Origin of the sequence: Paractinoplanes ovalisporus (assembly GCF_016834655.1) — a bacterium.
Lineage (GTDB): Bacteria > Actinomycetota > Actinomycetes > Mycobacteriales > Micromonosporaceae > Actinoplanes > Actinoplanes ovalisporus.
The window spans coordinates 109,882-130,113 of the sequence record NZ_JAENHP010000010.1 but is presented as its reverse complement, the minus strand read 5'-3'; the positions used below and the strand labels follow the sequence as shown (position 1 = coordinate 130,113).

Below are 20,232 nucleotides of genomic sequence, written 5' to 3'. Positions count from 1 at the left end.
GACCAGGGTCTGTCCGCGAGGCGCATCGCGACGGCACTACTATCCGCGCATGATCATGGACCTGGTGGCCGCTCTGGCGCTGACGCCGACCGTGGCCGGGGTGCCCGCGGCCCTCGCACCGACCGTGCCGGCGCCGTCGGATGTGCGGGTGGCCTGGACGTCCGCCGCGCACACGGACGTGGCGATCACCTGGGACGAGACCGGCGCGACGCGCAACCGGCTGACACTCGTCCGCGCCGGCGACGGCGTCGCCGAAAGCGTGGAGCCGAAGGTGGTCGAGGCCGACCAGCCCGATCGTGCGCTGCTCTGGCCGGGCCTGAGCGACACCAGCTACCGGGTGCGCGTGGTGGCGATCGACGCCGACGGCGCCGAGATCAGCGAACCGGCGTTCTCGCCGGTGTTCGACACCGACCGGGACCCGGCGGCACACATCGTCGGTGTGGTGCCGCGTGAGGACGGGTCGATCCTGATGACGTGGCGGCCCGGCCCGTACACCGACCCCAACCCGGGCGACCCGCTGGACACCCCGGGCCCGTTCCGCTACGTCCCGGTCGCCTCGGTGTTCGAGTTCAACGAGTACGACGAGCTGGCCGCGCCGACCACCGCGACGTCCTTCGTCGTTCCGGCGCGCCCGGCTCCGGTCAACGTCGGCCTGCGCTCCGCGCCGAACGGCTGGTACGGCTACACGGGCGTCAGCGCTCCGGTGCAGGGCAACCGGCTGACCGTGACGATCCCGCGGAAGGCCACGATCGGCGGCACGGTGACCGTGACCGGCCGGGCGGTCAAGCTCAACCGGCTCTGCGACCCGGGCCCGTGCCCGACCGTGGAGGAGAACGACGCGGGCCGCGAGCTGCGACTGCAGGAGCGCACCGCAACCGCGGCCGGGTGGCGGACCGTCGCGACGACCAAGGCCCGCAAAGACGGCACGTACACGCTCGAGGCACCGTTCGCCGGCACTCGCACCTATCGTGTGGTCGCGCCGGCGGTCGCCTTGGCACCGGGCCGGGTGGCCCAGGTGTTCGCCGCGACGGCCGAAACCACGGCGACCGGGGTGACCGGCCCGGTCGGCACCGGGGACGGCGGCGGTTCCGGTGGGGGCCTGCCGATCACCGGCGCGCCGGTGGTGGCTCTCGCGGTGGGCGGCGGCCTGCTGGTCGCGGCCGGCGCGGCGCTGGCGCTGACCGGCCGGCGCCGGAATCGCCCGGCCCGCACGTCAGGCTGAGAGCCGGGCGCTTCCAGCGCCGGCCGTCCCGTCCGGTCTCGCGGGAAGACGTCAGCCCCGGCCCGCCGGCGCGAATCGGATGATGCGATCGTCACCCTCGCGGGGCCCGCCCCGGCCCTGGCGGTTGGACGTGGTGAGCCAGAGCGCACCGTCGGGGGCGACCTCGACCGTCCGCAGCCGCCCGTAGACCCCTTGCAGGTGCTGGGCCGGCTCGCCGAGGCGTCCGTCGAGAAGCGGAATGGTGATCAGGCGCTGGCCGGTCAGGCCGGCCACATAGAGGGTGGTGCCCGAGACGGCGATGCCGGAGGGGCCGGCCTCGGCGGTGGGAAAGGTGACCAGCGGGTTGGTGAAGCGGCCGTTCCCGGTGTCGCCGATGCCCTCGACGTCCGGCCAGCCGTAGTTGTGGCCCGGCTCGATGAGGTTGATCTCGTCGGCGGTGTCCTCGCCGAACTCGGAGGCGTACATGCGGCCCTCGGCGTCCCAGGCGATGCCCTCCAGGTTGCGATGCCCGTAACTCCAGACCGCCGACCCTGGGAACGGGTTGCCCGGTGCCGGCTGACCGTCCGGGGTGATGCGCAGGATCTTGCCGTTGAGGTTGGCCGGGTCCTGGGCGGCCGCGTCGTCGTGTCCGTTGCCGACGGTCGCATAGAGCATGCCGTCCGGGCCGAACTTGAGACGGCCGCCGCTGTGGTTGTCCCCGTGCTCGAACTCCAGGATGACCTGCACGGGGTCGTCGGAGTCGAGGGGGAACCGTCCGATGCGGATCGCGCCGGCGACGGTGTAGTAGACGTACACCAGGTTGTCGCGGTCGAACTGCGGGGAGATGGCCAGACCGAGCAGGCCACCGTCTCCGCGCGGGAAGTAGACGTCGGGAACCGTGCGGACCGGCACCGGCTCCTGGCCGGCCCGGATGCGCAGGACGCGACCGGTCTGACGCTCGGTGATCAGGGTGTCCCCGCCGGGGAGGAAGGCCATCCCCCACGGCACGTCGATGCCGGTGGCGATCTCCTCGGCCGCACCGAAGCCGGAACTGGCCGACGATGCGCTCGCGGATACGACAGGTGCTGCGATCGGCGCGGCATCGGCCGTGCAACCGGCCAGCAACAAAGTGGTGAATACCGCGATCATTCGCGGACGTATGAACAATCCCATGGAAATCCTCCCGAGCGTCGCCCGACGGGCTTTGCATTCAGGTGATCAGAGGCATGGGAAAAGCTTCCGAAAGACGTCACCGCACCATGCATTCAGCACATTGCCGGTATTACCGATGCGCATTTCGGAAACGGTCACGGCCGCCGGGTGGTCATCTCTTTGGCCGCCTGCCGGATCATGTCGCGCAGCCAGCGGTGCGCCGGATCGGTCTCGAGGCGGGCGTGCCAGATCATCCCGTACGGGAAAGCGTCGAACTCCTCCGGCGCCTCGACCATCCGCAGTTGCGGGTCGGCCCTGGTCTGCACCTCCGCCATGCGCCGCGGAATCGTCGCGACCAGGGGCGTTCCCGGCAGGGCGGCCAGGGCCGAGGTGAAGTACGAGACCCGGACGGCGGCCGTCCGGTTGTAGCCGAAGTTCTGCAACCACCGTTCGATGACGGGTTGCTCATCGCCGACCACCGTGATCACCACGTGGCCGGCCGCGACATAGTCGACCAGGGAATATCGTTCCCCGACCGGGTTGTCGCGGTCGACCACGCACACCAGGTCGTCGGTGAACAGCTGCTCCCACCGCAACGGTCCGGGTGGCCGGAGCACCGACATCGCGATGTCGGCCCGGCCCCGTTCGAGATCGTTGTAGCTGTGGTGATCCCGCTGGTTGAGCCGGATCTCCAGGCCGGGCGCGGCGTGGAACAGCCGGGGCAGCAGGAAGGGGCCGAGGGTCGCGGTGGTGTAGTCGGTGCCGATCAGGCGCAGCACGCCGGTGGCGGTCGACGGGTCGAATCCGCGCCCGGCCACGAAATTCTCCAGCCTCGGCAGGATCTGGGCCAGTTCACTTTGCATTTCCCGGGCCCGCGGCGTCAGCTGATAATCGTTGCCCGCCCGGACCAGCAGTTCGTCACCGAATCGCAACCGGAGCCGCTGCAGGGTCCGGCTCATCGACGACTGGCTCAGGTCGAATCGGAGCGCGGCGCGGGTGATGTGCCGCTCCTCGAGCAGCACCGAAAGCGCACGCAGGTCTTCCAAAGACCCTAGTTCGACATCCGACATCCGCACATTATGCATCGGTCCGCTCGGTATGCCCGACCTGCATAGTGAGCATGCGCCCACCTTGTTGGCGACCGCTTCTCCCGGCGGCAACCATGCCCGTTGTGACTCAGAGCGAGGGAATGTCCCGGCGCGAGCTGCTCAGCCGTTCCGGGGTGGTGGCGACAGCGGTCGCGACGGTGCCGTTGATCGGCGCGGACGCATTGGCCGAGGAAGCGCCGGGCGAGGTCGGGGTGCGGATGACCGTGAACGGAACGGTGACGCCCCTGACCGTCGACCCGCGGGAGACGTTGCTGGACGTGCTCCGCGAGCGGTTACGGCTGACCGGCACCAAGAAGGGCTGCGACCGCGGACAGTGCGGGGCCTGCACCGTGCACGTCGACGGCGAACGGGTGGTCTCCTGCCTCACCCTCGTGGCCACCCTGGGCGGCGCCCGGGTCACCACCATCGAGGGCCTGGCCGACGGCGACCGGCTGCATCCGCTGCAGCAGGCGTTCATCGATCACGACGGCTTCCAGTGCGGGTTCTGCACACCCGGCCAGATCATGTCGGCGGCCGCGGTCATCGAGGACGGGCGGGCCCGAACCGACGACCAGATCCGCGAGCAGATGTCCGGCAACATCTGCCGGTGCAGCGCCTACCCGGGCATCGTCGCGGCGGTCCAGCAGGCGCGGAAGGAGATGCGCTGATGCGTGAGTTCCAGTTCGCCCGTCCGGGCAGCGTCGCCGAAGCGGTGCGCGAGGCCGATCCCGGCACCGCCTTCCTGGCCGGCGGGACGACACTCGTGGACCTGATGAAGCTCGAGGTGATGACCCCGGGCCGGGTCCTGGACATCAATCGCCTTCCCCTGCGGGCCATCGAGGCGACCGGTGAGGGCCTGGAGATCGGTTCCCTCGTACGGATGAGGGACGTGGCCACGCACACGCTGGTCCGCCGCGACTACCCGGTGGTGGCGCAGGCCCTCGAAGCGAGCGCCTCCGGTCAGCTGCGCACCATGGCCAGCATCGGCGGGAACCTGTTGCAACGTACGCGCTGTGGCTACTTCCGCGACGTCAGCGTGCCCTGCAACAAGCGCCGGCCGGGCAGCGGATGCCCCGCCGTCGGCGGTGAGAACCGGATGCACGCCGTGCTCGGCACCAGCGACTCCTGCGTGGCCACCCACCCCAGCGACCTCGCCGTCGCCCTGGTCGCCCTGGACGCCACCGTGCGCCTGCGGAGCCGGACCGGGGAACGCACGATCAGCCTGCGCGACCTCTACCTGTTGCCCGGCGACACGCCCCATCGCGAACACGATCTGCAGCCCGGCGAACTGATCACCGCCGTCGTCCTCCCCCGCCTCCCCTGGGCCTCGCACTCGATCTATGTGAAGGTCCGCGACCGGCAGTCGTACGAGTTCGCGCTCGCGTCGGCGGCGGTGGCGGTGCGGCGGGAACGGGACACCATTGTGGAGGCCCGCGTGGCCGTGGGCGGCATGGGCACGCGGCCCTGGCGGCTGGCGGCGGTCGAAGCGGCCCTGGCCGGCCGGCCCGCGACCGAGGCGTCCTACGAGGCGGCGTCCGCACGGGCCCTCGACGGCGTACGGCCGTTGCGGCACAACGCTTTCAAACCCGAACTGATGCGGCGGACGCTGGTCCGCGCCCTTCTGGAGCTGGAGCGGACCCGATGAGCGTCTCCCCGATCGGACGCGAGACCGCCCGCGTCGACGGACCGCTGAAGGTGACCGGGCGCGCCCCGTACGCCGCCGACTACCACCCCGACGGCCTGGTCTACGGGCATCTGATCCTGGCCACGGTCGGCCGGGGCACCGTACGGGAAATGGATGTCTCCCTCGCCGAGGCCGCGCCGGGCGTCCTGGCCGTCTACACCCCGTTCCGGTCGATCCGGATCATCAACGACTTCGCGGGCCGGGGCGCCGAGAACTACACCGTGCTGCAGGACACCACGGTGCGCTTCCGCGGCCAGATCATCGGCCTGGTCGTGGCCGACACCCTCGAACGGGCCCGGGACGCCGCCGCGCTGGTGACCGCCGAATACACGAGCACAACGCCACGGACTTCGCTGGCCGACTCGGGCCCCGGCACGTCGCCGGGCGCCGAGCAGGTGCTGGCCCCCGGAGTGGGCTCGATCGACGAAGCCCTGGCGTCGGCCCCGGTCACCATCACCACCACCGTCTCCCAGCACGCCCAGCACCACGTCGCCATGGAGCCGCACGCCACCACCGCCGTGTGGCAGGACGACCAGCTCACCCTCTACTGCGGCTCGCAGGGACCGCAGCGTCACGCGTCGGCGATCGCGGCGAGCCTCGGCGTCGAGCCGGCCAAGGTACGGGTGATCGCCCGCTACACCGGCGGCGGGTTCGGCAGCCGCGTCCCGGCGTGGAACGAGGCGAAGCTGTGCGCGGCCGCCGCCCGTGCCCTAGGACGGCCGCTGAAGGTGGTGCTGACCCGCGAGCAACTGTTCACCACCGTCGGGCACCGGTCGGCCGTACGGCAGACCGTGCGGCTGGGCGCCGAATCCGACGGCCGCCTGATCGCGCTCAGCCACGAGAGCGACGCCGAGATGCCCGCGGTCGCCGGATGGCCGCTGATGCCGGCCGAGGGCACGTCGGCGGTCCTCTACCGCACCCCGAACATCCGGATCGACCAGCGCCTGGTCACGCTGGACACCCCGTCGACCTGGGCGATGCGGGGCCCCGGAGAGGCGCCCGGCGCGTTCGCGGTCGAGACGGCGTTCGACGAGCTGGCCACGCGGACCGGCATCGACCCGGTGGAGCTGCGGCTGCGCAACTACGCCGTACGGGAACCTCTCGGTGGACGCCGCTTCTCCAGCAAGTATCTCGACCAGTGCTACCGGGTCGGGGCCATGCGCTTCGGCTGGGACCGCCGCCCCCGGCGACCCCGGTCGCGGACCGACGGCGACTGGCTGATCGGCATGGGCATGGCCACCGCGATCTACCAAGGGGGCCGCGGGTCGAGCTCGGCCCGGGTGCAGTTCCGCGACGACGGCCGGGTGACCGTTGCCTCGGGCACCTCCGACATCGGCACCGGAGCCTGGACCATGCTGGCAGTGGCCGGGGCGGACGCGCTGGGGTTGCCGGTCGCCGCGATGGTGCCGGAACTCGGCGATTCGGCACTGCCGCCCGGCGGTTCGGCGGCCGTCGGTTCCGGCGCCACGGCCAGCACCGTCCCCGCGGTGCAGGCCGCATGCCGGTCGGCGGTCACCGCGCTCATCCGGGCCGCCGTGGAGAACCCGCGCTCACCGTTCCACGGGCTCGACCCGGCCGATGTCCGCTACCGGCAGGGGCGGGTCAGCTCGGGCCGCCGGTCGATGGGGTTCCGCGACCTGCTCCGCGCGATGGGCGTGCCGGACGTCCAGGCGGTGGAGAACACGGAGGGCATCGACCGGGACGGCCCGTACGCGTTCCAGTCCTTCGGCGCGCACTTCTGCGAGGTGCGGGTGCACCGGCTCACCGGCGACATCCGGGTCAGCCGGTTCACGTCGGTCTTCGACGTGGGAACGGTGATCAACGCCCGGACGGCGCGCAGCCAGCTCATCGGCGGGATCATCTGGGGCATCGGGGGCGCCCTGCTGGAGAGCGACCCGATCGAACCGGACGGCCGGTACGCGGCGGCGAACATGGCCGACTACCTGGTCCCGGTCAACGCCGACGTCCCCGCCATCGACGTGCACTGGCTCGACCACCCGGACCCTCAGGTCAGCGAGGTCGGCGCCCGCGGTCTCGGCGAACTCGGCAACGTCGGATCGGCCGCGGCGGTCGGCAACGCCGTCTTCAACGCGACCGGCATCCGGGTCCGCGATCTGCCGATCACCCTCGACAAGCTGCTCTGAGCAATCCATTTACGAATCGAGCGCTAGCATCCGGCCCCGTGGAGAGCACACGAGACCTCGTCTGGCCCGGTTGTCACAACGTACGGGATCTGGGTGGCCTGCCGACCCGCGAAAGCCGGCCGCTGCGTGTCCGCGCTGACCGCGATCGCCGACGCCGGGCCGGGCGGGGTGCTCGTCCACTGCGGCATCGGCCGCGACCGCACCGGCCTGATCGCCCTGCTCGTGCTGGCCCTGGCCGGCGTGACCACGGACGCGATCGTCGAGGACTACGCGCTCAGCGGCGACCGCCTGCGCACCCACTTCGGCCGGGACGACGACCCGGTCGTCGAGCGGCTGGCCGAGCACGGCACGACGATCCACGAGGTGCTGAGTGACCTTCTCACCACAGTGGACATCGAGGACACTCTGCGTGTGGCCGGACTGAAGCCCGACCGCCTGACCGCGATCCGGGCCCGGATCAGTATGTCCGGGTGACCTCCGGGAAAGCCGGGGACGGCCCGTCCAGCAGCGCCCGGTCGCGGCGGCGCAGGTGCACGTCGAGGAAGGCGGCCACGTACTCGCGGGTGATCAGCAGTTGCCGGTCGGCCGGGATGGCCCCGGGGTCCAGGCCGAGCTGGGCGCCGAGCACCGGCCGGTCGGTGAACGACATGTGCCCGCTGCCGGCGACGGCCAGCCACCGCTTCCACCCGGTCAGGCCGGGCCAGTCCCGCACCCAGCTGGCGTCGGCCGGCCGGTCCGCGCCCACCAGCAGCAGCGGCCGGGCCGCGGCGACCGGGACGAACAGGGTGCCGTCCAGGTCGGCGGCCGCGTCCACCCGCCGGTCGGTGGTCAGCAGGTGCGCGGCGCTCGCCCCGCCGATCGAGTGACCCACCACCGCGATCCGGTGGCGGTCGAGGTATCGGGCGCCGCGCCAGGCGGGCCGGTCGCCGGTCAACCGGTCCAGCAGGAACGACACGTCGGCGGCCCGGCCCTCCACCACCCGCGGCAGCACTCCGCTCAGCTCGCAGGCCAGGCACTCGGCCACCCGGCCGTCGGGGAACTCGACACCCCGGGCCTCGTACGGATGGTCCACGCCCGCCACCACGTAACCGCGGGCGGCCAGATCCTCGGCCAGCCCGGTGAGCGACTCCCGGCTCAGGCTGAACCCGGGCGACAGCACCACCAGCGGCCAGCCCCGTCCGGCCGGCGCCCGGACCGGCACGTCGCGCCGGGCGTTGGTGGCCACGGTGGTCAGCACGTCCGGCGGCAGGGGCAGGCCCTCGGCGGCGACGATCCGCGACGAGACGGCGGCCGTGGTGTAGGGAGCGGCCGGGCCGGTGCCGGGCCGGGCGGGGTACCACAGCGACACCATCAGTTCGCGCCGGACCTCCGGTCGCCACGGGTCGGCCCGGGTCGGGTCGGTCAGGTGCAGCCAGGTCGTGCCGACCGCGTACGGGCCGGTGGGGCGCGGCAGGCTCAGGGCCGGGGCCGCGGTCGCGGCGGCGCCGATCGGCAGCGTCGCCACCAGGAGGGACAGGGTGGCCAGGGTTCTACGCAGGAAGCGTCGGATCATGCGCCTCAAGGTAGGAGCGGGCCGGCCGGGCCCGGAACTGCCGAAAGTGAACCGCCGCCCCCACCAAAGTCACCTGGTCGTCGCCACCCGCCACTGTGTCCCTGAACGTCAGCGTCACCGCCGGCTGCACTCTCTCCCGGCGTTGCCGCACCGGTTATCCACAGGGGCAGATTGCGCTCCGAGCAGGCGGTACGCTCCCCTCGTCCGCCCCCACGGAGGAGAAGCCCCTGATGCGCAGGCTCGCCGGCGTCGCCCTGATCGTGCTGATCGCCGCCCTCGTGCCCGCGGCCGCGGCCCAGGCCGCCCCCGTGTGGAAACTGACGATGGCCGATGTCAGCGTCGAGCCCGGCGGCGCCGCCAAGGCGATGCGGGTGGAATATTCGGTGCTGCCCTATTCCGAGGCGACCCGGGGCGAGCTCGTGGTCGACGTCGCCGCGGTGAGCGAGATCGCCACGGTCGCGCCGTGGACCGACCCCCGATGCGTCACCACGCCCGCCACGATCACCTGCCCCGGCAGTGCCAGCAACGTCTCGCTCTCGGTGATAGCCAAGCCCGGCGCCCGGCTGGGCGCGACCGCGCGACTGACCGTCCGCGCGGTCGTTGACGGCCGCACGCGGGCCACCGCCACCGGCACGATCACCATCGCCGAGCAGGTCTCGCTGGCCTCGGTCGAGACCCAGGGCGACGTCTCGCTCGCGACCGGGGCGTCCACCGGCCTGACCGCCGGCGTCCGCAACACCGGCGACAACCCGGTGACCGGCGTGGTCCTCGAGCTGAGCACGGTCCGCGGGTTCGCCGCCGCGCCACACAGCAACTGCGCCCCCACCGAGTTCGGCGCCGCCTGCCGGTTCGACCTCGAACTGGCCCCGGGCCAGACCTACCGCCTGGCCACACCATGGCAGCTCACCGCGACCGACATGGTGTGGGCGCCGAGCCAGTGGTACGCCACCTTCACGTGGTACACCGCGCAGGACTACGCCGATCTGGGCCGCCCGTCGCCGGCCGGGTCCGGTCCCGAGCTAGAACTCGCCCCCGTGGCCTCGGCGCTGGCCGACCCGCAGACCGAGACCGACCCCAACAACAACGCGGACGGCTTCTCGATCACCGTCACCGGCGTCAACCAGTCCAACTTCACGGCGATCGGCGCCACCAGCAGCGGCAAGGTCGGCCAGACCATTCCCGTACGCCTCGGGATGCGCAACAACGGCCCGGCGCGCATCGAGGGCTACGCGTCGGAGCTGGGCTCCTACCTGCAGATCACGGTGACGCCGCCCGCGGGCACCACGGTGGTCAAGCATTCCCGCCTGTGCGAGCCGTTCAACGTCGAACGCCCGACCCCCGGGGCGCCGTTCCCGCCCGGCGCCCACGAGGGCGACGGCAACTTCTACTGCTTCACCGAACCGTTCGAGGGCGTGCCCTACGCGCCCGGCAAGACCGTCAACTTCGACTTCACGCTGCGCGTCGACAAGCGCGGCACCCTGCGCGGCAGCATCAAGACCGAGCGTCTCGGCCCACCCCCGGCCGGCGACCCCGACCCGTCCGACGACAGCGCCGCCATCGTGATCACCGCAGCCGCCCCAGCCACCGGAGGCGGCGGCACTGGCGGCGGCACCGGCGGCGGCCTGCCGATCACCGGAACCGACACGACCACGGCGGCCCTGATCGGCTTGGCCCTGCTGCTCGCCGGCACCATCGCCCGGGTGGCCGCCCGCCAACGCTGAACACCGCGGCGGCGGCCCGCCGCTGGATTTCTGGCGGGGCTTGCCCCCGTCGGCAGTAGTGGCTGATGCGGGCTTGCCCTCGGGGCGTCCTTCTTCCTGCGCCGACGGTTACTGCGGGCTCCGTCAGGGAATCTGAAGGAGATGAGTACCTATCCTGATCCGGCCTTGCACGGCGACGTCTACCCCTCTGAAGAGGAGATCGATCCGGCCGGCACCGACGGCCCGGTCGGGGCGTACGCCAGCCGGCCCGGCCCGCTGCCATCCTCCGCGCCTGGATCGCCGCCCATCCCCGGACCGGCCGGCCGGGTCGCCACCGCCGCCAATTCGATTGTCAGCCGCCGCTCGGACGGATCGATCGAGGTGGTCACCGACCTCGACGGTGACGGCGTCGCCGACGTGGTGCAGCTCGACCTCGATGGTGACGGGGTGCCCGAGCTCACCTACCTCGACACAGACCGCGACGGGCAGCTCGACACCGTGCTGCGCACCCCGAAACACTGACAGCACGGTGCTGCACCGGCCCATGCGCGCCTTCTGGCCCGTCACCCCCGGCGAAGGTCTGCGAGTGCGGCATCCGTCACCGTGGCCAGCAATTCGTCCAGGGCTCTGATGGCTTCGGCGGGCGGCTGGCCGACGGTGAGCACGGAACCGCTGGCACAGATCTCCGTGGCCCCCGCTGCGACGCAGCGGAGACGCGCGAGCCAGATCACCGGCCCCTCGCTGGTGCTGAGCTCGGTGATGATCTCCCGGTGGTACAGAGTTGCGGGACGGAGGTCGAGTGTCCGTACTCGGCGGTGGGCCACCCGATCCGCGTCCTGGTCGGCGGGGAAGGTGAAGGACGGACAACGGCGTGATACGGCATCGGCATCCGCCCAGTTGTCCGCCAGCACCTGGGCGTTCGGATAGGCCACCAGGGACATGTCGAGCGTGTGATCGTCCGGTCCGTGCAGTGTCCGGCTCTGGGCGGGGTCCTTCGGCACCGCCGACCATTTTCTGTCATTCCGAGCCATCACCTCGCGGCATTCCCGCGGCGACGGCTTCACGGCCCCGTCGCCGGGCTCGAACTTCCCGGCCTTCCAGCCGGGCAGGGCGGCCGTTGCGGCATCGAGCGCCCGTCGCGCCTGTGCCTCCGTCACCGTACGCGGGAGATCGCGCGGACCAGGCACCGGTTCAGGGACAACGGGTTTCGGTGTGGAATCGGTCAGCACCGCATGCGCGTAATCCACCCGCTCCTGGTCGTCGGCGCGTCCCGTCACAGCGGCCGCCGTTCCGGACAGCACGACCACGACGGCAGCCGCGGCGGTCAGCGATCCAGCCAGACCCGCCACGGGCCGATAGAGAACTGGGGTCCGGTGCCTGCCGACCCTGACCCGCGCCACCCGCCGAAGCCCCACCACCGCGCCGAGGACAGCCGGCGTCAGGACCAGCGTGAGCACCACCAGGATCTCCGAAGAATTGATCAGGTAGTGCTGCAGATTCCACAGCCACACGTCCCGGGGAAGACGACCGATCAAGATGTCGCGCAGCAGGTAGACGATCCCTTGGCTCAGCGTCGTAGCCCAGCCGGCCAGAACGATCCAGGCGACCGGTGGGCGGTCATCGTTCGGCGGGCGCAGGACCAGGGCGACCACGATGACCACCCACCCGGCGAGCGCAGCACACCACCAGCGGCCATGCATCAGGTGCTCCAGCTGGGCCTCGTCGAGGTCGCGCCTGAAAAGCAGATAGAGCGTCGGCACGGCGGCCGCAGTACCGGCCGCGAGCACCGGCACCGTCAGCCGCAGCAATGCGCGCGGCGGCTTACCGCCGGCCAGCGCCAGGGCTGCCACCACGCCGAGGAGCACCAGCGCCGGATAGCAACGACTTGTGAGCCCGCCCTTGACCAGGCTGATCCGGAGGACCGGCCCGAGATACTCCGCCAGGTGGGGCGCCAGCCGGGGCAGTGCCGCCATCTGCGCCAGCTCCATCGCCCGTGCCGCGGCGTAGGCGACTGACGCGGCTGCGGCGACGCCGACCAGCGCCCGGCTGAGCCGCTGGTCCCCCGCGGTCAGCTCCGTGACGAGCCAGACCGCGCCGACAACCCCGAGCGCGATGACCGCCAGCTGCCACTGCGCCTGGAGGAATTCGCTGCGCACCAGATTGGTGGGCAGACCCGGGACGTTTGCCAGTGCACCGGTGGTGGCGCCGGCGAGGACGGCGAGGACGAACGGCAACTGGCGCCGCCCGGCCCGGGCCTCTGTCTCCCAGAGCGTCATCAGGAGCACGCCCATCGCGATTCCGACCACCCCGCAGAGCGGGATCTGCGTGATCGCGGTCCAGCCCACAAGGTTGCTGACGAACACGTACGCCGGGGACAGCAGGGCCACGCCGACATGCGCCACGGCCGCCACCAGCAGGAGGTTGCCCTCAGCCGGAACGGGCTCGTGGTTCGCGACCCGCTGCCGGCGATCCCGCTCGGGATGTGCCCGGAAATGCCGGACGAGGGCGGTCGGGATTCGCCGGGGACCGGTCTGTTCGGGGACCTTGTCGAGCATGGCCGTGACGCGTTCCGGGCCGCCCATCCCGTCGACCGCCACTCGATCGGCGAGATGTTCACGCAGCCGCAGCACGGCCGCCCGGTTCGCCGCGAGCACGAGCAGCAGGACCACCAGGGTCGCCGTGCCCCACCAGTACGGAACGCGGGCCGAGCCCACCAGGAGGGGAAGCACACCGAGAACAACCACAGCCGCGCTGGCCCACAACGACCACGATGCCCAGCAGGCTGTGGTCACGTCGCGCGCGCGGACATGAGCGAGCTCGTGGCGGACCACCGGCTCGAAGTCGGGGTGTTCGCCGAGCGCCAGCGCAGGCGGCACGACAACGACGGGCCGGGTGAACGGCAGGCCGAAGGTGAAAGCCTCGGAAACTCCAGAACCGACGCCGGCCACCCATAGGTCGGGCCGTTGCCGGTCCGAACCCTGCTCGGTGCGGCAAAGGGCTTGGAAAGTGGTCGCGGCGAGCGCGAATCGCTCATCGAGATGCCAGTAGGCCCCCCGTAGGCGCCACCGCACCCACAGATACTCTGACACGATGAGCAGGCAGGTCAGCAACCATGTGGCGGCAACACCGGCCACGACCGCTGTCACGGTCGCCTCGCGGTAGGACGATATGCAGTCGCTGAACGCTCCCAACGGAACGTTCACGGAATAAGGAAGATCGCCATCGATGACTCCGTGCAGGCCGAGCCTGTCCTCACACACCCGGGTGACGGAGTCGTCGACAAATCCATAACCGACACCGGCCGCCCAGCCCGCGGCCGAGCCGGAGGCGGTCATCAGCAACGCCGTCACCGAGTAGAGCCCCCACGGCCGGCGGACGAAGTCGGAGGCCGTCGAGGAGATCAGGGGGCGCTCTCCAGGATCGGGCCGAACACTGAGTCAGCCAGAACCCTCGCCTTGCGCTCGGACATTCCCAGGTCCTGCGCATTGCGCATGCAGACGGCATGCAACGCGGCCCGCTGGCCGGCGTCGATGACGACCGTGGCCTGAGGCTTCTGCCTGCGGCGCCACCACCGTCGTTTGCCCATGCCGGCGTACGCCGCATTGCCCAGGACGTTACCCAGAGCACCGGTTACGATCTCGAACACGAGCGCTGTGTTCAAGAAGGTCGGCAGGCCGATCCGCGCGGTACCACCCGGCGTGCCGTCGGCGATATCGTTGCGAAGGTTTCCGTCGCGCCAGACCGCAGCCGCTTCCTCGAAAAGGACCATCTCCTCCGGGGCGATCGCCGCGACCCCCCGCCGCGCAAGCTCCACGACTTCCAAAGCCTCTGGCCCGGCCACTTCGTGATCCACTCAGCACCCCTTCCGACTTCCGCTCTCCGGTTTCACGGACGGCTGGGCCCAAAGGTTGCCGCCTGTCGAGTTGCCGACAGGGCGTTACTCGATGGGTGAGTGGCGTGGTGGCCGGAGGTGCTCATCGACATGGGCCGGTGATGGGACGGTTGCCGCAGTTGCTGGGCGCCGTGCCGCCCTGCTCGAGCCGCTCACCGATGCGGAATGGCACACGCCGTCGCTGTGCACGGCATGGCGGGTCCGTGACGTCGCCGCGCATGCCGACCTGGCTCCACAGAGCAATGCGGACCCTCCCGCTCGCAGCGAGCTCCGTCCATAGGAACGGCGCGCCACTGACCCACGCGCACGGACGGTGGCGGCGATGAGCAGCCCGATCAGGGCTGACCAGCCCAGCACGAGCTTAGGACGATGCTGCCGGTTCGGCGGGCGGCCGGCCACCGGGAAGCCGGTGACGATCAATGTCGCGCCGTGATGCCGGACGCGCCATGGTGCCCGCAGGTCGCGGTGGCGTGCCGACCGTGTCCGGCAAGGGACGTGCAGGCCGGTGCGTGGGTCGGAGGCGTGCGGATCGATCACGGCCGCTCGAAGCACCGGCCGCTGCACGACGAGGGACACGAGGTGGAGATCTTCTACACCGCCGTCTGGGACCCCCGATCCCCACAGGCGCCGGAGCTGGAACAGCTGGCCGAGCGCCTGGCCGCGGCCTGAACATTTACCTTCGCTATACCCCTATTCGGAACCCTTCCCTACTCGCCGCGAGTCCGCGTCTACGAAACCGCCTGAACGGATTCTTGTTCTCGTTTGGACGATCGAGCGGCGGGAATGCGCTACCGACGTCGTCTACAGGAGGTACTCGATGTCTGCCGTCCCGGTCGAGCAACGGGCTTTCTCCGCCACCGGCCGTAATGTGCTTTCCGGTGTGCTGCTCGGTCTCGGCATCGCCGCCTTCCTCGACGAGGCGGTATTTCACCAACTCCTGCACTGGCATCACTTCTACGACAAGTCCACCCCGGCGATGGGGCTGATCTCCGACGGTCTGTTCCACGCCTTCAGCTGGTTCGCCACCATCGCCGGGCTCTTCCTTCTCGCCGACCTGCGCCGCCGTGTCGCCTACCACGCCGCGGTGTGGTGGGGCGGTGTGCTGGTCGGGCTCGGCGGCTTCCAGCTGTACGACGGCACGATCCAGCACAAACTCATGGGGCTGCACCAGATCCGCTACGACGTCGACCTGACCCCGTACGACTGGGCCTGGAACATCGTCGCCGTCGCGAGTAGCGTGGCGCCTGCCCGACGACATCAGACTGTGAGCTTTCCTGTGCACGACTGCGACACCACTGTCCTCGACGACCCCGTCGGCTTGTCCTTGCGCGGCCCTCACCGCCATCTCGCGCGCTGGGTCGGGCAGGCGGTCACTTACGAAGCCGAGGTGGCATCGTTCGCCTCGGTGCCACTCGATCCTTCAGCGGCGGACTGGAACGACCTGGCACGCCTGCTCGGCACCGGCCAACTGGCCGATCTGTTCAGCGCACCCGTCACCCCGCCGAGAAACTGGACGCCCGTCTTCGCTCTGGACGGCGTCCAGATGATCAGCGACGGCCGGGAGACCACGTCCACCACGACCGTCGAGGTCGCACAGCTGGGACATGCCGATGTGCCCGACATGCTCGCGCTCACCGCCGAGACACGTCCGGGCCCGTTCTGGCCCCGCACCGTCGAACTGGGCGCCTTTTACGGAGTGCGCGACAGCGGGTCACTCGTCGCGATGGCCGGCGAACGGCTGCGACCCTCCGGCTGGACCGAGATCAGCAGCGTCTGCACCGCCGGCACACACCGCGGGCGCGGGCTCGCCGCGCAGGTGGTGCACGCCGCTGCTAACCGCATCACCGCGTGCGGTAAGAGACCATTCCTCCACGTCGCAGCCAACAATCACGACGCGATCAGACTGTACGAGCGCCTCGGCTTCACCGTGCGCCGGCAGGTCCGCTTCCACGGCTACCAGGTTCCTTGAACGACAGGCCGATGCCCCCGCAGGCCGACCAGGTTGATCCAGCCGTCGCTACCTTGGCAGCTCGGCGACACGGTCGAAGATCTCGCGTTCGGCATGGAGTAGATCGATCGGCATCGCGATGCGCTAGGCGTTCCGATCCGTCAGCGCCGCTGGTCCGGGGGCCCCCAGTTGCCGGCGGACCAGGTCCCCCGCCTCCGGCGGCGGCAACGGACGGTGGAAATGGAAGCCCTGCCCGGTCGTGCAGCCCATGTCGAGGAGGGCGGCCGCCTGCTCGGCCGTCTCGATGCCCTCGGCGACGACGTGGAGCTTGAACGCCTCACCCAGGTGGACCACGGCCTCGCACACCGAGCGGGCTTCCGCGTCGTCGGCGATGCCGGTGACGAACGAGCGGTCGATCTTCAGCACGGTCACCGGCAGGCGGCGCAGGTAACTCAGGGCCGAGTAGCCGGTGCCGAAGTCGTCGACCGCGAGGTGGATACCGAGATCACGCAGGGCCTGCAGACGGCCGATGGTGAGCGGGTCGGGTTGCAGGACGACGCTCTCGGTGATTTCCAGGGTGAGCCGATCGGGCGGGAAGCCGGTCTCGGTCAGGATGGCCTCGACGACGGTGACGAGATCGGCCTGGGCGACCTGCTTCGGTGACAGATTCACCGTCAGCCGCAGAGGTTCGGCGCCGGGGAGACCGGCCCGCCAGCCGGCCGCCTCGCGGCACGCCGCCCGCAGGACCCACGCACCCAGCGGCACCACCGCCCCGGTCTCCTCGGCCAGGTCGATGAACTCGCCCGGGCCCAGCAGGCCGCGTACGGGATGGTTCCAGCGGACCAAGGCCTCGAACGCCTTCAGCTCGCCGGTGGCCAGCGCGACGATGGGCTGGAAGAACACCACCAGCTCGTCCTGGGCGACCGCGCGGCGCAGCTCGGCCTCGCGCGCCTTGGTGTCCATCACGTCGGAGTAGTACTCGAAGCGGGCGCGGCCGGCGCGTTTGGCCGCGTACAGGGCGGTGTCCGCCTGCTGCAGCAGGGTGTCGCCGGAGGCGTCCCGGCTCTCGCGGAGGGCGACGCCGATGCTCGCCTCCACCATCAGCACGTGCTCGCCGAAGATCACCGGCATGCGGAGCGCCTCCAGCAGCCGGGCGGCGGCCGAACCCGCGGCCTCCCGCGTCGGCAGACCCTGCAGAACGACGGCGAACTCATCGCTGCCGAGGCGTGCGGCGAGGTCGCCGTCCCGGATCACGCCGCGCATGGCGTCGGCCGCGGCGATCAGCACGGCGTCCCCCGCCTCGTGGCCGAAGGTGTCGTTGATGGGCTTGAACCGGTCGAGGTCGACGAGCAGGATCGCGGTGTGCCGGCCGGGCCGGATCGGCTGCCGGGCGAGCTGGGCCAGGCGCTCGGTCACCAGGATGCGGTTCCCCAGACCGGTCAGCCCGTCGGTGACCGCCAGCTCGCGGTTGTCCCGCAGGGCGTGCGACTGGCGCACCATCACCAGAAGGGTCAGAACGGCCGACCCGAAGATCATTCCCCCGTACGGGTTGAGGGGGAGATCGGACGACTGGACGGCGAGCAGAACGTAGGCGGCGATGCTGGCCGCGTACGGAAGGAGGAAGACCGCGCTGCGATCCCGCCGTCTCGGCTCGGGATGCCGCGGCCGGCGGTACTGCTGGTCGGCCGCCAGAACCAGCAGGAAGCACCCGGCCAGCCACAGCAGGTCCGGCCAGGAGCCGCCGGTGAACCCGCCGTTGAGCTGGATCCAGCTGTAGGACACGTCGGCCGTGACGGTCAGGGCGATCGAGCCGGCCAGCAGCCGGATCGGGGCCGGCGTGTCTCGCTGGTGGCGCCGCAGCATGGCGGTCGACGTGGCCAGCACGAGCAGCAGGTCGCCGATCGGCAGCGCCGCGGTGACCGCCCGCTGCCACATGGTGAGTCCGGGAGCGTTGAGAATCGGGCCGAGCAGCAGGTACCAGATCGCGATGAACCCGCCGGCGCCGACGATCAGCGCGTCCAGCGCCAGCTTCTGCCGGTCGCGACGGCGACGGTGCTGGCCCGGCAGCATCAGCAGCCCGGCGAACATGAACGGCGAGAAGAGCAGGAAGCAGTAGTCGGCGGTGGAGGGGTAGCTGGTGCTGTGCACGACGTGCGACTGGGTGAACCAGGCGATGTGCGCGGCCAGCTGACAGCCGAACGCCATGGTGATCACCAGCCAGGCCCGGCGGGTCCGCGGATCCTGCCGCCCCGACCCGGCCACCCGGGCCGCCAGCACGGTGAACACGAGCGCCTGAGGGACGTAGGCGGCGTCCGAGATCAGCGTGACGACCTCCGGGCCGCCCCATCCCCCGAAATACCATGCCTGTTGCACCAGCAGCAGAACGGCGCAGACGAGCACGCACACGGCGCTCGCCCGGCCGGTCCGGAACCAGGTCAGCATCACCGATCTCTTCGACCGCGTCGCCGGTCACCTGAGTCACAGCGGCACGACAAGCTCCCCCGCACCGCGGGCCCGGCGGCTAAGGCGATCGCGCTCACGAAGGCGTGAGCTCACGAAGGCCGAGCGCTACGAAGGCCGAGCGCTCACGAAAGGCCGAGCGCTCAGGAAGGCCGATCCTGGTAGACGTCGGGAATCCCGTCGTTGTCCACGTCGGCGGTCTCCCGCTCGTGCAGCTTGCGGTAATGGCGGTTCCGCACGCGCAGCACAGCCGCGGCGAGCAGCGCGGACAGCAGGGAACCGGCGAGCACTCCGATCTTGGCGTAGCCGTCACCGGCCGAACCCACCCCGTACGCGAGTTCGCCGATCAGCAGCGACACGGTGAACCCGATGCCGCCCAGCAGCGCCACCCCGACGACGTCCCACCAGCTCAGCCCCTCGGCCATCTGGGCCCGGGTGAACCGCTGCACCAGATACGTGGAGCCGGTGATGCCGATCGCCTTGCCGACGACCAGCGCCACGATGATCGCCATGGTGATGGTGCTGGTCAGGCCCGCGCCGAGGCCGCCGGCGTCGGCGACGGTGACTCCGGCGGCGAAGAACGCGAACACCGGAACGGCGAAACCGGACGAGATCGGCCGCCAGCTGTGCTCCAGCCGTTCGGCCAGGCCGTGACCACCGTCGCGGCTGCGCACCGGCACGGTGAAGGCCAGCAGCACCCCGGCCACCGTGGCGTGGATGCCGGACTCGTGCACCAGGACCCAGGCCACGACCGCGAGCGGGAACAGCAGCCACCACCGGGTGATGCCCCGCTGCACGAGGAAACCGAAGACCGCCACCGCGGCCAGGGCGCCGAGCAGCGACAGCAGGTGCAGCGACGACGAGTAGAAGACCGCGATGACCGTGATGGCCAGCAGGTCGTCGACGACGGCCAGCGTCAGCAGGAAGGTGCGCAGCGCCGCCGGCAGGTGGGTGCTGATGATGCCGAGCACCGCCAGCGCGAAGGCGATGTCGGTCGCGGTGGGGATCGCCCATCCGGCCAGCGCATCCCCGCCGGCCCGGGCCGCGATGAGAGCGAAGATCACGGCCGGTAGTGCCATACCACCGACGGCGGCCGCCACCGGCAGCGCGGCCCGGCGTGGTTCCCGCAGGTCACCGGCGACGAACTCGCGTTTGAGCTCCAGCCCGGCGACGAAGAAGAAGACGGCCAGCAGTCCGTCGGCCGCCCACGTGGCCAGGGACAGATCGAGGTGCCAGGCGGCCGGGCCGACCCGGAATGCCGACAGTTCGTGGTAGACGTCCGACCAGGGGGTGTTCGCCCAGATCAGCGCGATGACCGCGGCGATCAGGAGCAGGATCCCGCCGACCGTCTCCATCCGCAGCACTTCGGCGACGCGGCGGGCCTCGGCCCAGCTGCCCCGGCCGAACATGC

17 protein-coding genes are annotated in these 20,232 nt (G+C 71.0%); 10 read left to right on the top strand and 7 right to left on the bottom strand.

The window, feature by feature from the left end:
• Positions 1-49 precede the first annotated feature (49 nt).
• Positions 50-1,222, top strand: a complete 1,173-nt coding sequence (locus JIG36_RS28080) for a hypothetical protein (protein WP_203379406.1) — start codon at positions 50-52, stop codon at positions 1,220-1,222.
• Between the two features lie 51 nt (positions 1,223-1,273).
• Here the strand turns inward: JIG36_RS28080 and JIG36_RS28075 are convergent, their stop codons facing one another.
• Positions 1,274-2,350, bottom strand: coding sequence for a PQQ-dependent sugar dehydrogenase (locus JIG36_RS28075; protein ID WP_236048366.1), 1,077 nt, complete (start codon positions 2,348-2,350; stop codon positions 1,274-1,276).
• A gap of 158 nt (positions 2,351-2,508) precedes the next feature.
• Positions 2,509-3,423, bottom strand: a complete 915-nt coding sequence (locus JIG36_RS28070; protein ID WP_203379404.1) for a LysR family transcriptional regulator — start codon at positions 3,421-3,423, stop codon at positions 2,509-2,511.
• A gap of 236 nt (positions 3,424-3,659) precedes the next feature.
• Between JIG36_RS28070 and JIG36_RS28065 the strand changes: the two genes are divergently transcribed.
• From JIG36_RS28065 to JIG36_RS28050, 4 genes are all read left to right on the top strand, one after another.
• Positions 3,660-4,109, top strand: coding sequence for a (2Fe-2S)-binding protein (locus JIG36_RS28065; protein WP_203379530.1), 450 nt, complete (start codon positions 3,660-3,662; stop codon positions 4,107-4,109).
• Positions 4,109-5,086: an FAD binding domain-containing protein gene (locus JIG36_RS28060; protein WP_203379403.1), complete on the top strand. Its 978-nt coding sequence runs from the start codon at positions 4,109-4,111 to the stop codon at positions 5,084-5,086. Before JIG36_RS28065 ends, JIG36_RS28060 begins: the two co-directional genes overlap by 1 nt.
• Positions 5,083-7,269, top strand: coding sequence for a xanthine dehydrogenase family protein molybdopterin-binding subunit (locus JIG36_RS28055; RefSeq protein WP_203379402.1), 2,187 nt, complete (start codon positions 5,083-5,085; stop codon positions 7,267-7,269). The genes JIG36_RS28060 and JIG36_RS28055 overlap by 4 nt, the downstream gene beginning before the upstream one ends.
• Before the next feature lie 93 nt (positions 7,270-7,362).
• Positions 7,363-7,743: a tyrosine-protein phosphatase gene (locus tag JIG36_RS28050; RefSeq protein WP_203379401.1), complete on the top strand. Its 381-nt coding sequence runs from the start codon at positions 7,363-7,365 to the stop codon at positions 7,741-7,743.
• Here JIG36_RS28050 and JIG36_RS28045 read toward each other — a convergent pair.
• The gene (locus tag JIG36_RS28045; RefSeq protein WP_203379400.1) at positions 7,727-8,821 is read right to left on the bottom strand and encodes an alpha/beta hydrolase family protein; all 1,095 of its coding nucleotides are present in this window, start codon (positions 8,819-8,821) and stop codon (positions 7,727-7,729) included. The genes JIG36_RS28050 and JIG36_RS28045 overlap by 17 nt on opposite strands.
• Before the next feature lie 230 nt (positions 8,822-9,051).
• On the opposite strand from JIG36_RS28045, the gene JIG36_RS28040 reads away from it, so the two are divergent.
• Both JIG36_RS28040 and JIG36_RS28035 read left to right on the top strand, forming a co-directional pair.
• Positions 9,052-10,542 carry a hypothetical protein gene (locus JIG36_RS28040; RefSeq protein WP_203379399.1) on the top strand — a complete coding sequence of 497 codons (1,491 nt, stop codon included), beginning with the start codon at positions 9,052-9,054 and terminating at the stop codon, positions 10,540-10,542.
• Positions 10,543-10,683: 141 nt separating this feature from the next.
• A complete protein-coding gene (locus JIG36_RS28035) occupies positions 10,684-11,043 on the top strand; it encodes a hypothetical protein (RefSeq protein WP_203379398.1) in 360 nt (119 codons plus the stop codon).
• 41 nt (positions 11,044-11,084) lie between these two features.
• Here the strand turns inward: JIG36_RS28035 and JIG36_RS28030 are convergent, their stop codons facing one another.
• The gene (locus JIG36_RS28030) at positions 11,085-13,871 is read right to left on the bottom strand and encodes a M48 family metalloprotease (protein WP_203379397.1); all 2,787 of its coding nucleotides are present in this window, start codon (positions 13,869-13,871) and stop codon (positions 11,085-11,087) included.
• Positions 13,872-13,921: 50 nt separating this feature from the next.
• Entirely contained in the window at positions 13,922-14,374 is a 453-nt protein-coding gene (locus tag JIG36_RS28025) for a hypothetical protein (protein WP_203379396.1), read from the bottom strand.
• A gap of 91 nt (positions 14,375-14,465) precedes the next feature.
• Between JIG36_RS28025 and JIG36_RS54670 the strand changes: the two genes are divergently transcribed.
• From JIG36_RS54670 to JIG36_RS28010, 3 genes are all read left to right on the top strand, one after another.
• Positions 14,466-14,693, top strand: a complete 228-nt coding sequence (locus JIG36_RS54670) for a maleylpyruvate isomerase N-terminal domain-containing protein (protein WP_203379395.1) — start codon at positions 14,466-14,468, stop codon at positions 14,691-14,693.
• A 242-nt stretch (positions 14,694-14,935) separates the two neighbouring features.
• Positions 14,936-15,082: a hypothetical protein gene (locus tag JIG36_RS28015; protein ID WP_203379394.1), complete on the top strand. Its 147-nt coding sequence runs from the start codon at positions 14,936-14,938 to the stop codon at positions 15,080-15,082.
• A 148-nt stretch (positions 15,083-15,230) separates the two neighbouring features.
• Positions 15,231-16,382, top strand: coding sequence for a GNAT family N-acetyltransferase (locus JIG36_RS28010; protein WP_236048365.1), 1,152 nt, complete (start codon positions 15,231-15,233; stop codon positions 16,380-16,382).
• 123 nt (positions 16,383-16,505) lie between these two features.
• Here the strand turns inward: JIG36_RS28010 and JIG36_RS28005 are convergent, their stop codons facing one another.
• Positions 16,506-18,803 carry a putative bifunctional diguanylate cyclase/phosphodiesterase gene (locus JIG36_RS28005; RefSeq protein ID WP_236048364.1) on the bottom strand — a complete coding sequence of 766 codons (2,298 nt, stop codon included), beginning with the start codon at positions 18,801-18,803 and terminating at the stop codon, positions 16,506-16,508.
• 161 nt (positions 18,804-18,964) lie between these two features.
• Positions 18,965-20,230, bottom strand: coding sequence for a Na+/H+ antiporter NhaA (gene nhaA / locus JIG36_RS28000; protein ID WP_236048398.1), 1,266 nt, complete (start codon positions 20,228-20,230; stop codon positions 18,965-18,967).
• Between the last annotated feature and the right edge of the window lie 2 nt (positions 20,231-20,232).

What these genes read in the sequence shown, in the direction of transcription:
- JIG36_RS28080 (WP_203379406.1), top strand. Translation starts at nt 50, where the DNA reads ATGATCATGGACCTGGTGGCCGCTCTGGCGCTGACGCCGACCGTGGCC.
- JIG36_RS28075 (WP_236048366.1), bottom strand. Translation starts at nt 2,350, where the DNA reads ATGATCGCGGTATTCACCACTTTGTTGCTGGCCGGTTGCACGGCCGAT.
- JIG36_RS28070 (WP_203379404.1), bottom strand. Translation starts at nt 3,423, where the DNA reads ATGTCGGATGTCGAACTAGGGTCTTTGGAAGACCTGCGTGCGCTTTCG.
- JIG36_RS28065 (WP_203379530.1), top strand. Translation starts at nt 3,660, where the DNA reads ATGACCGTGAACGGAACGGTGACGCCCCTGACCGTCGACCCGCGGGAG.
- JIG36_RS28060 (WP_203379403.1), top strand. Translation starts at nt 4,109, where the DNA reads ATGCGTGAGTTCCAGTTCGCCCGTCCGGGCAGCGTCGCCGAAGCGGTG.
- JIG36_RS28055 (WP_203379402.1), top strand. Translation starts at nt 5,083, where the DNA reads ATGAGCGTCTCCCCGATCGGACGCGAGACCGCCCGCGTCGACGGACCG.
- JIG36_RS28045 (WP_203379400.1), bottom strand. Translation starts at nt 8,821, where the DNA reads ATGATCCGACGCTTCCTGCGTAGAACCCTGGCCACCCTGTCCCTCCTG.
- JIG36_RS28040 (WP_203379399.1), top strand. Translation starts at nt 9,052, where the DNA reads ATGCGCAGGCTCGCCGGCGTCGCCCTGATCGTGCTGATCGCCGCCCTC.
- JIG36_RS28035 (WP_203379398.1), top strand. Translation starts at nt 10,684, where the DNA reads ATGAGTACCTATCCTGATCCGGCCTTGCACGGCGACGTCTACCCCTCT.
- JIG36_RS54670 (WP_203379395.1), top strand. Translation starts at nt 14,466, where the DNA reads ATGGGTGAGTGGCGTGGTGGCCGGAGGTGCTCATCGACATGGGCCGGT.
- JIG36_RS28010 (WP_236048365.1), top strand. Translation starts at nt 15,231, where the DNA reads ATGTCTGCCGTCCCGGTCGAGCAACGGGCTTTCTCCGCCACCGGCCGT.
- JIG36_RS28005 (WP_236048364.1), bottom strand. Translation starts at nt 18,803, where the DNA reads ATGCTGACCTGGTTCCGGACCGGCCGGGCGAGCGCCGTGTGCGTGCTC.
- nhaA (WP_236048398.1), bottom strand. Translation starts at nt 20,230, where the DNA reads ATGTTCGGCCGGGGCAGCTGGGCCGAGGCCCGCCGCGTCGCCGAAGTG.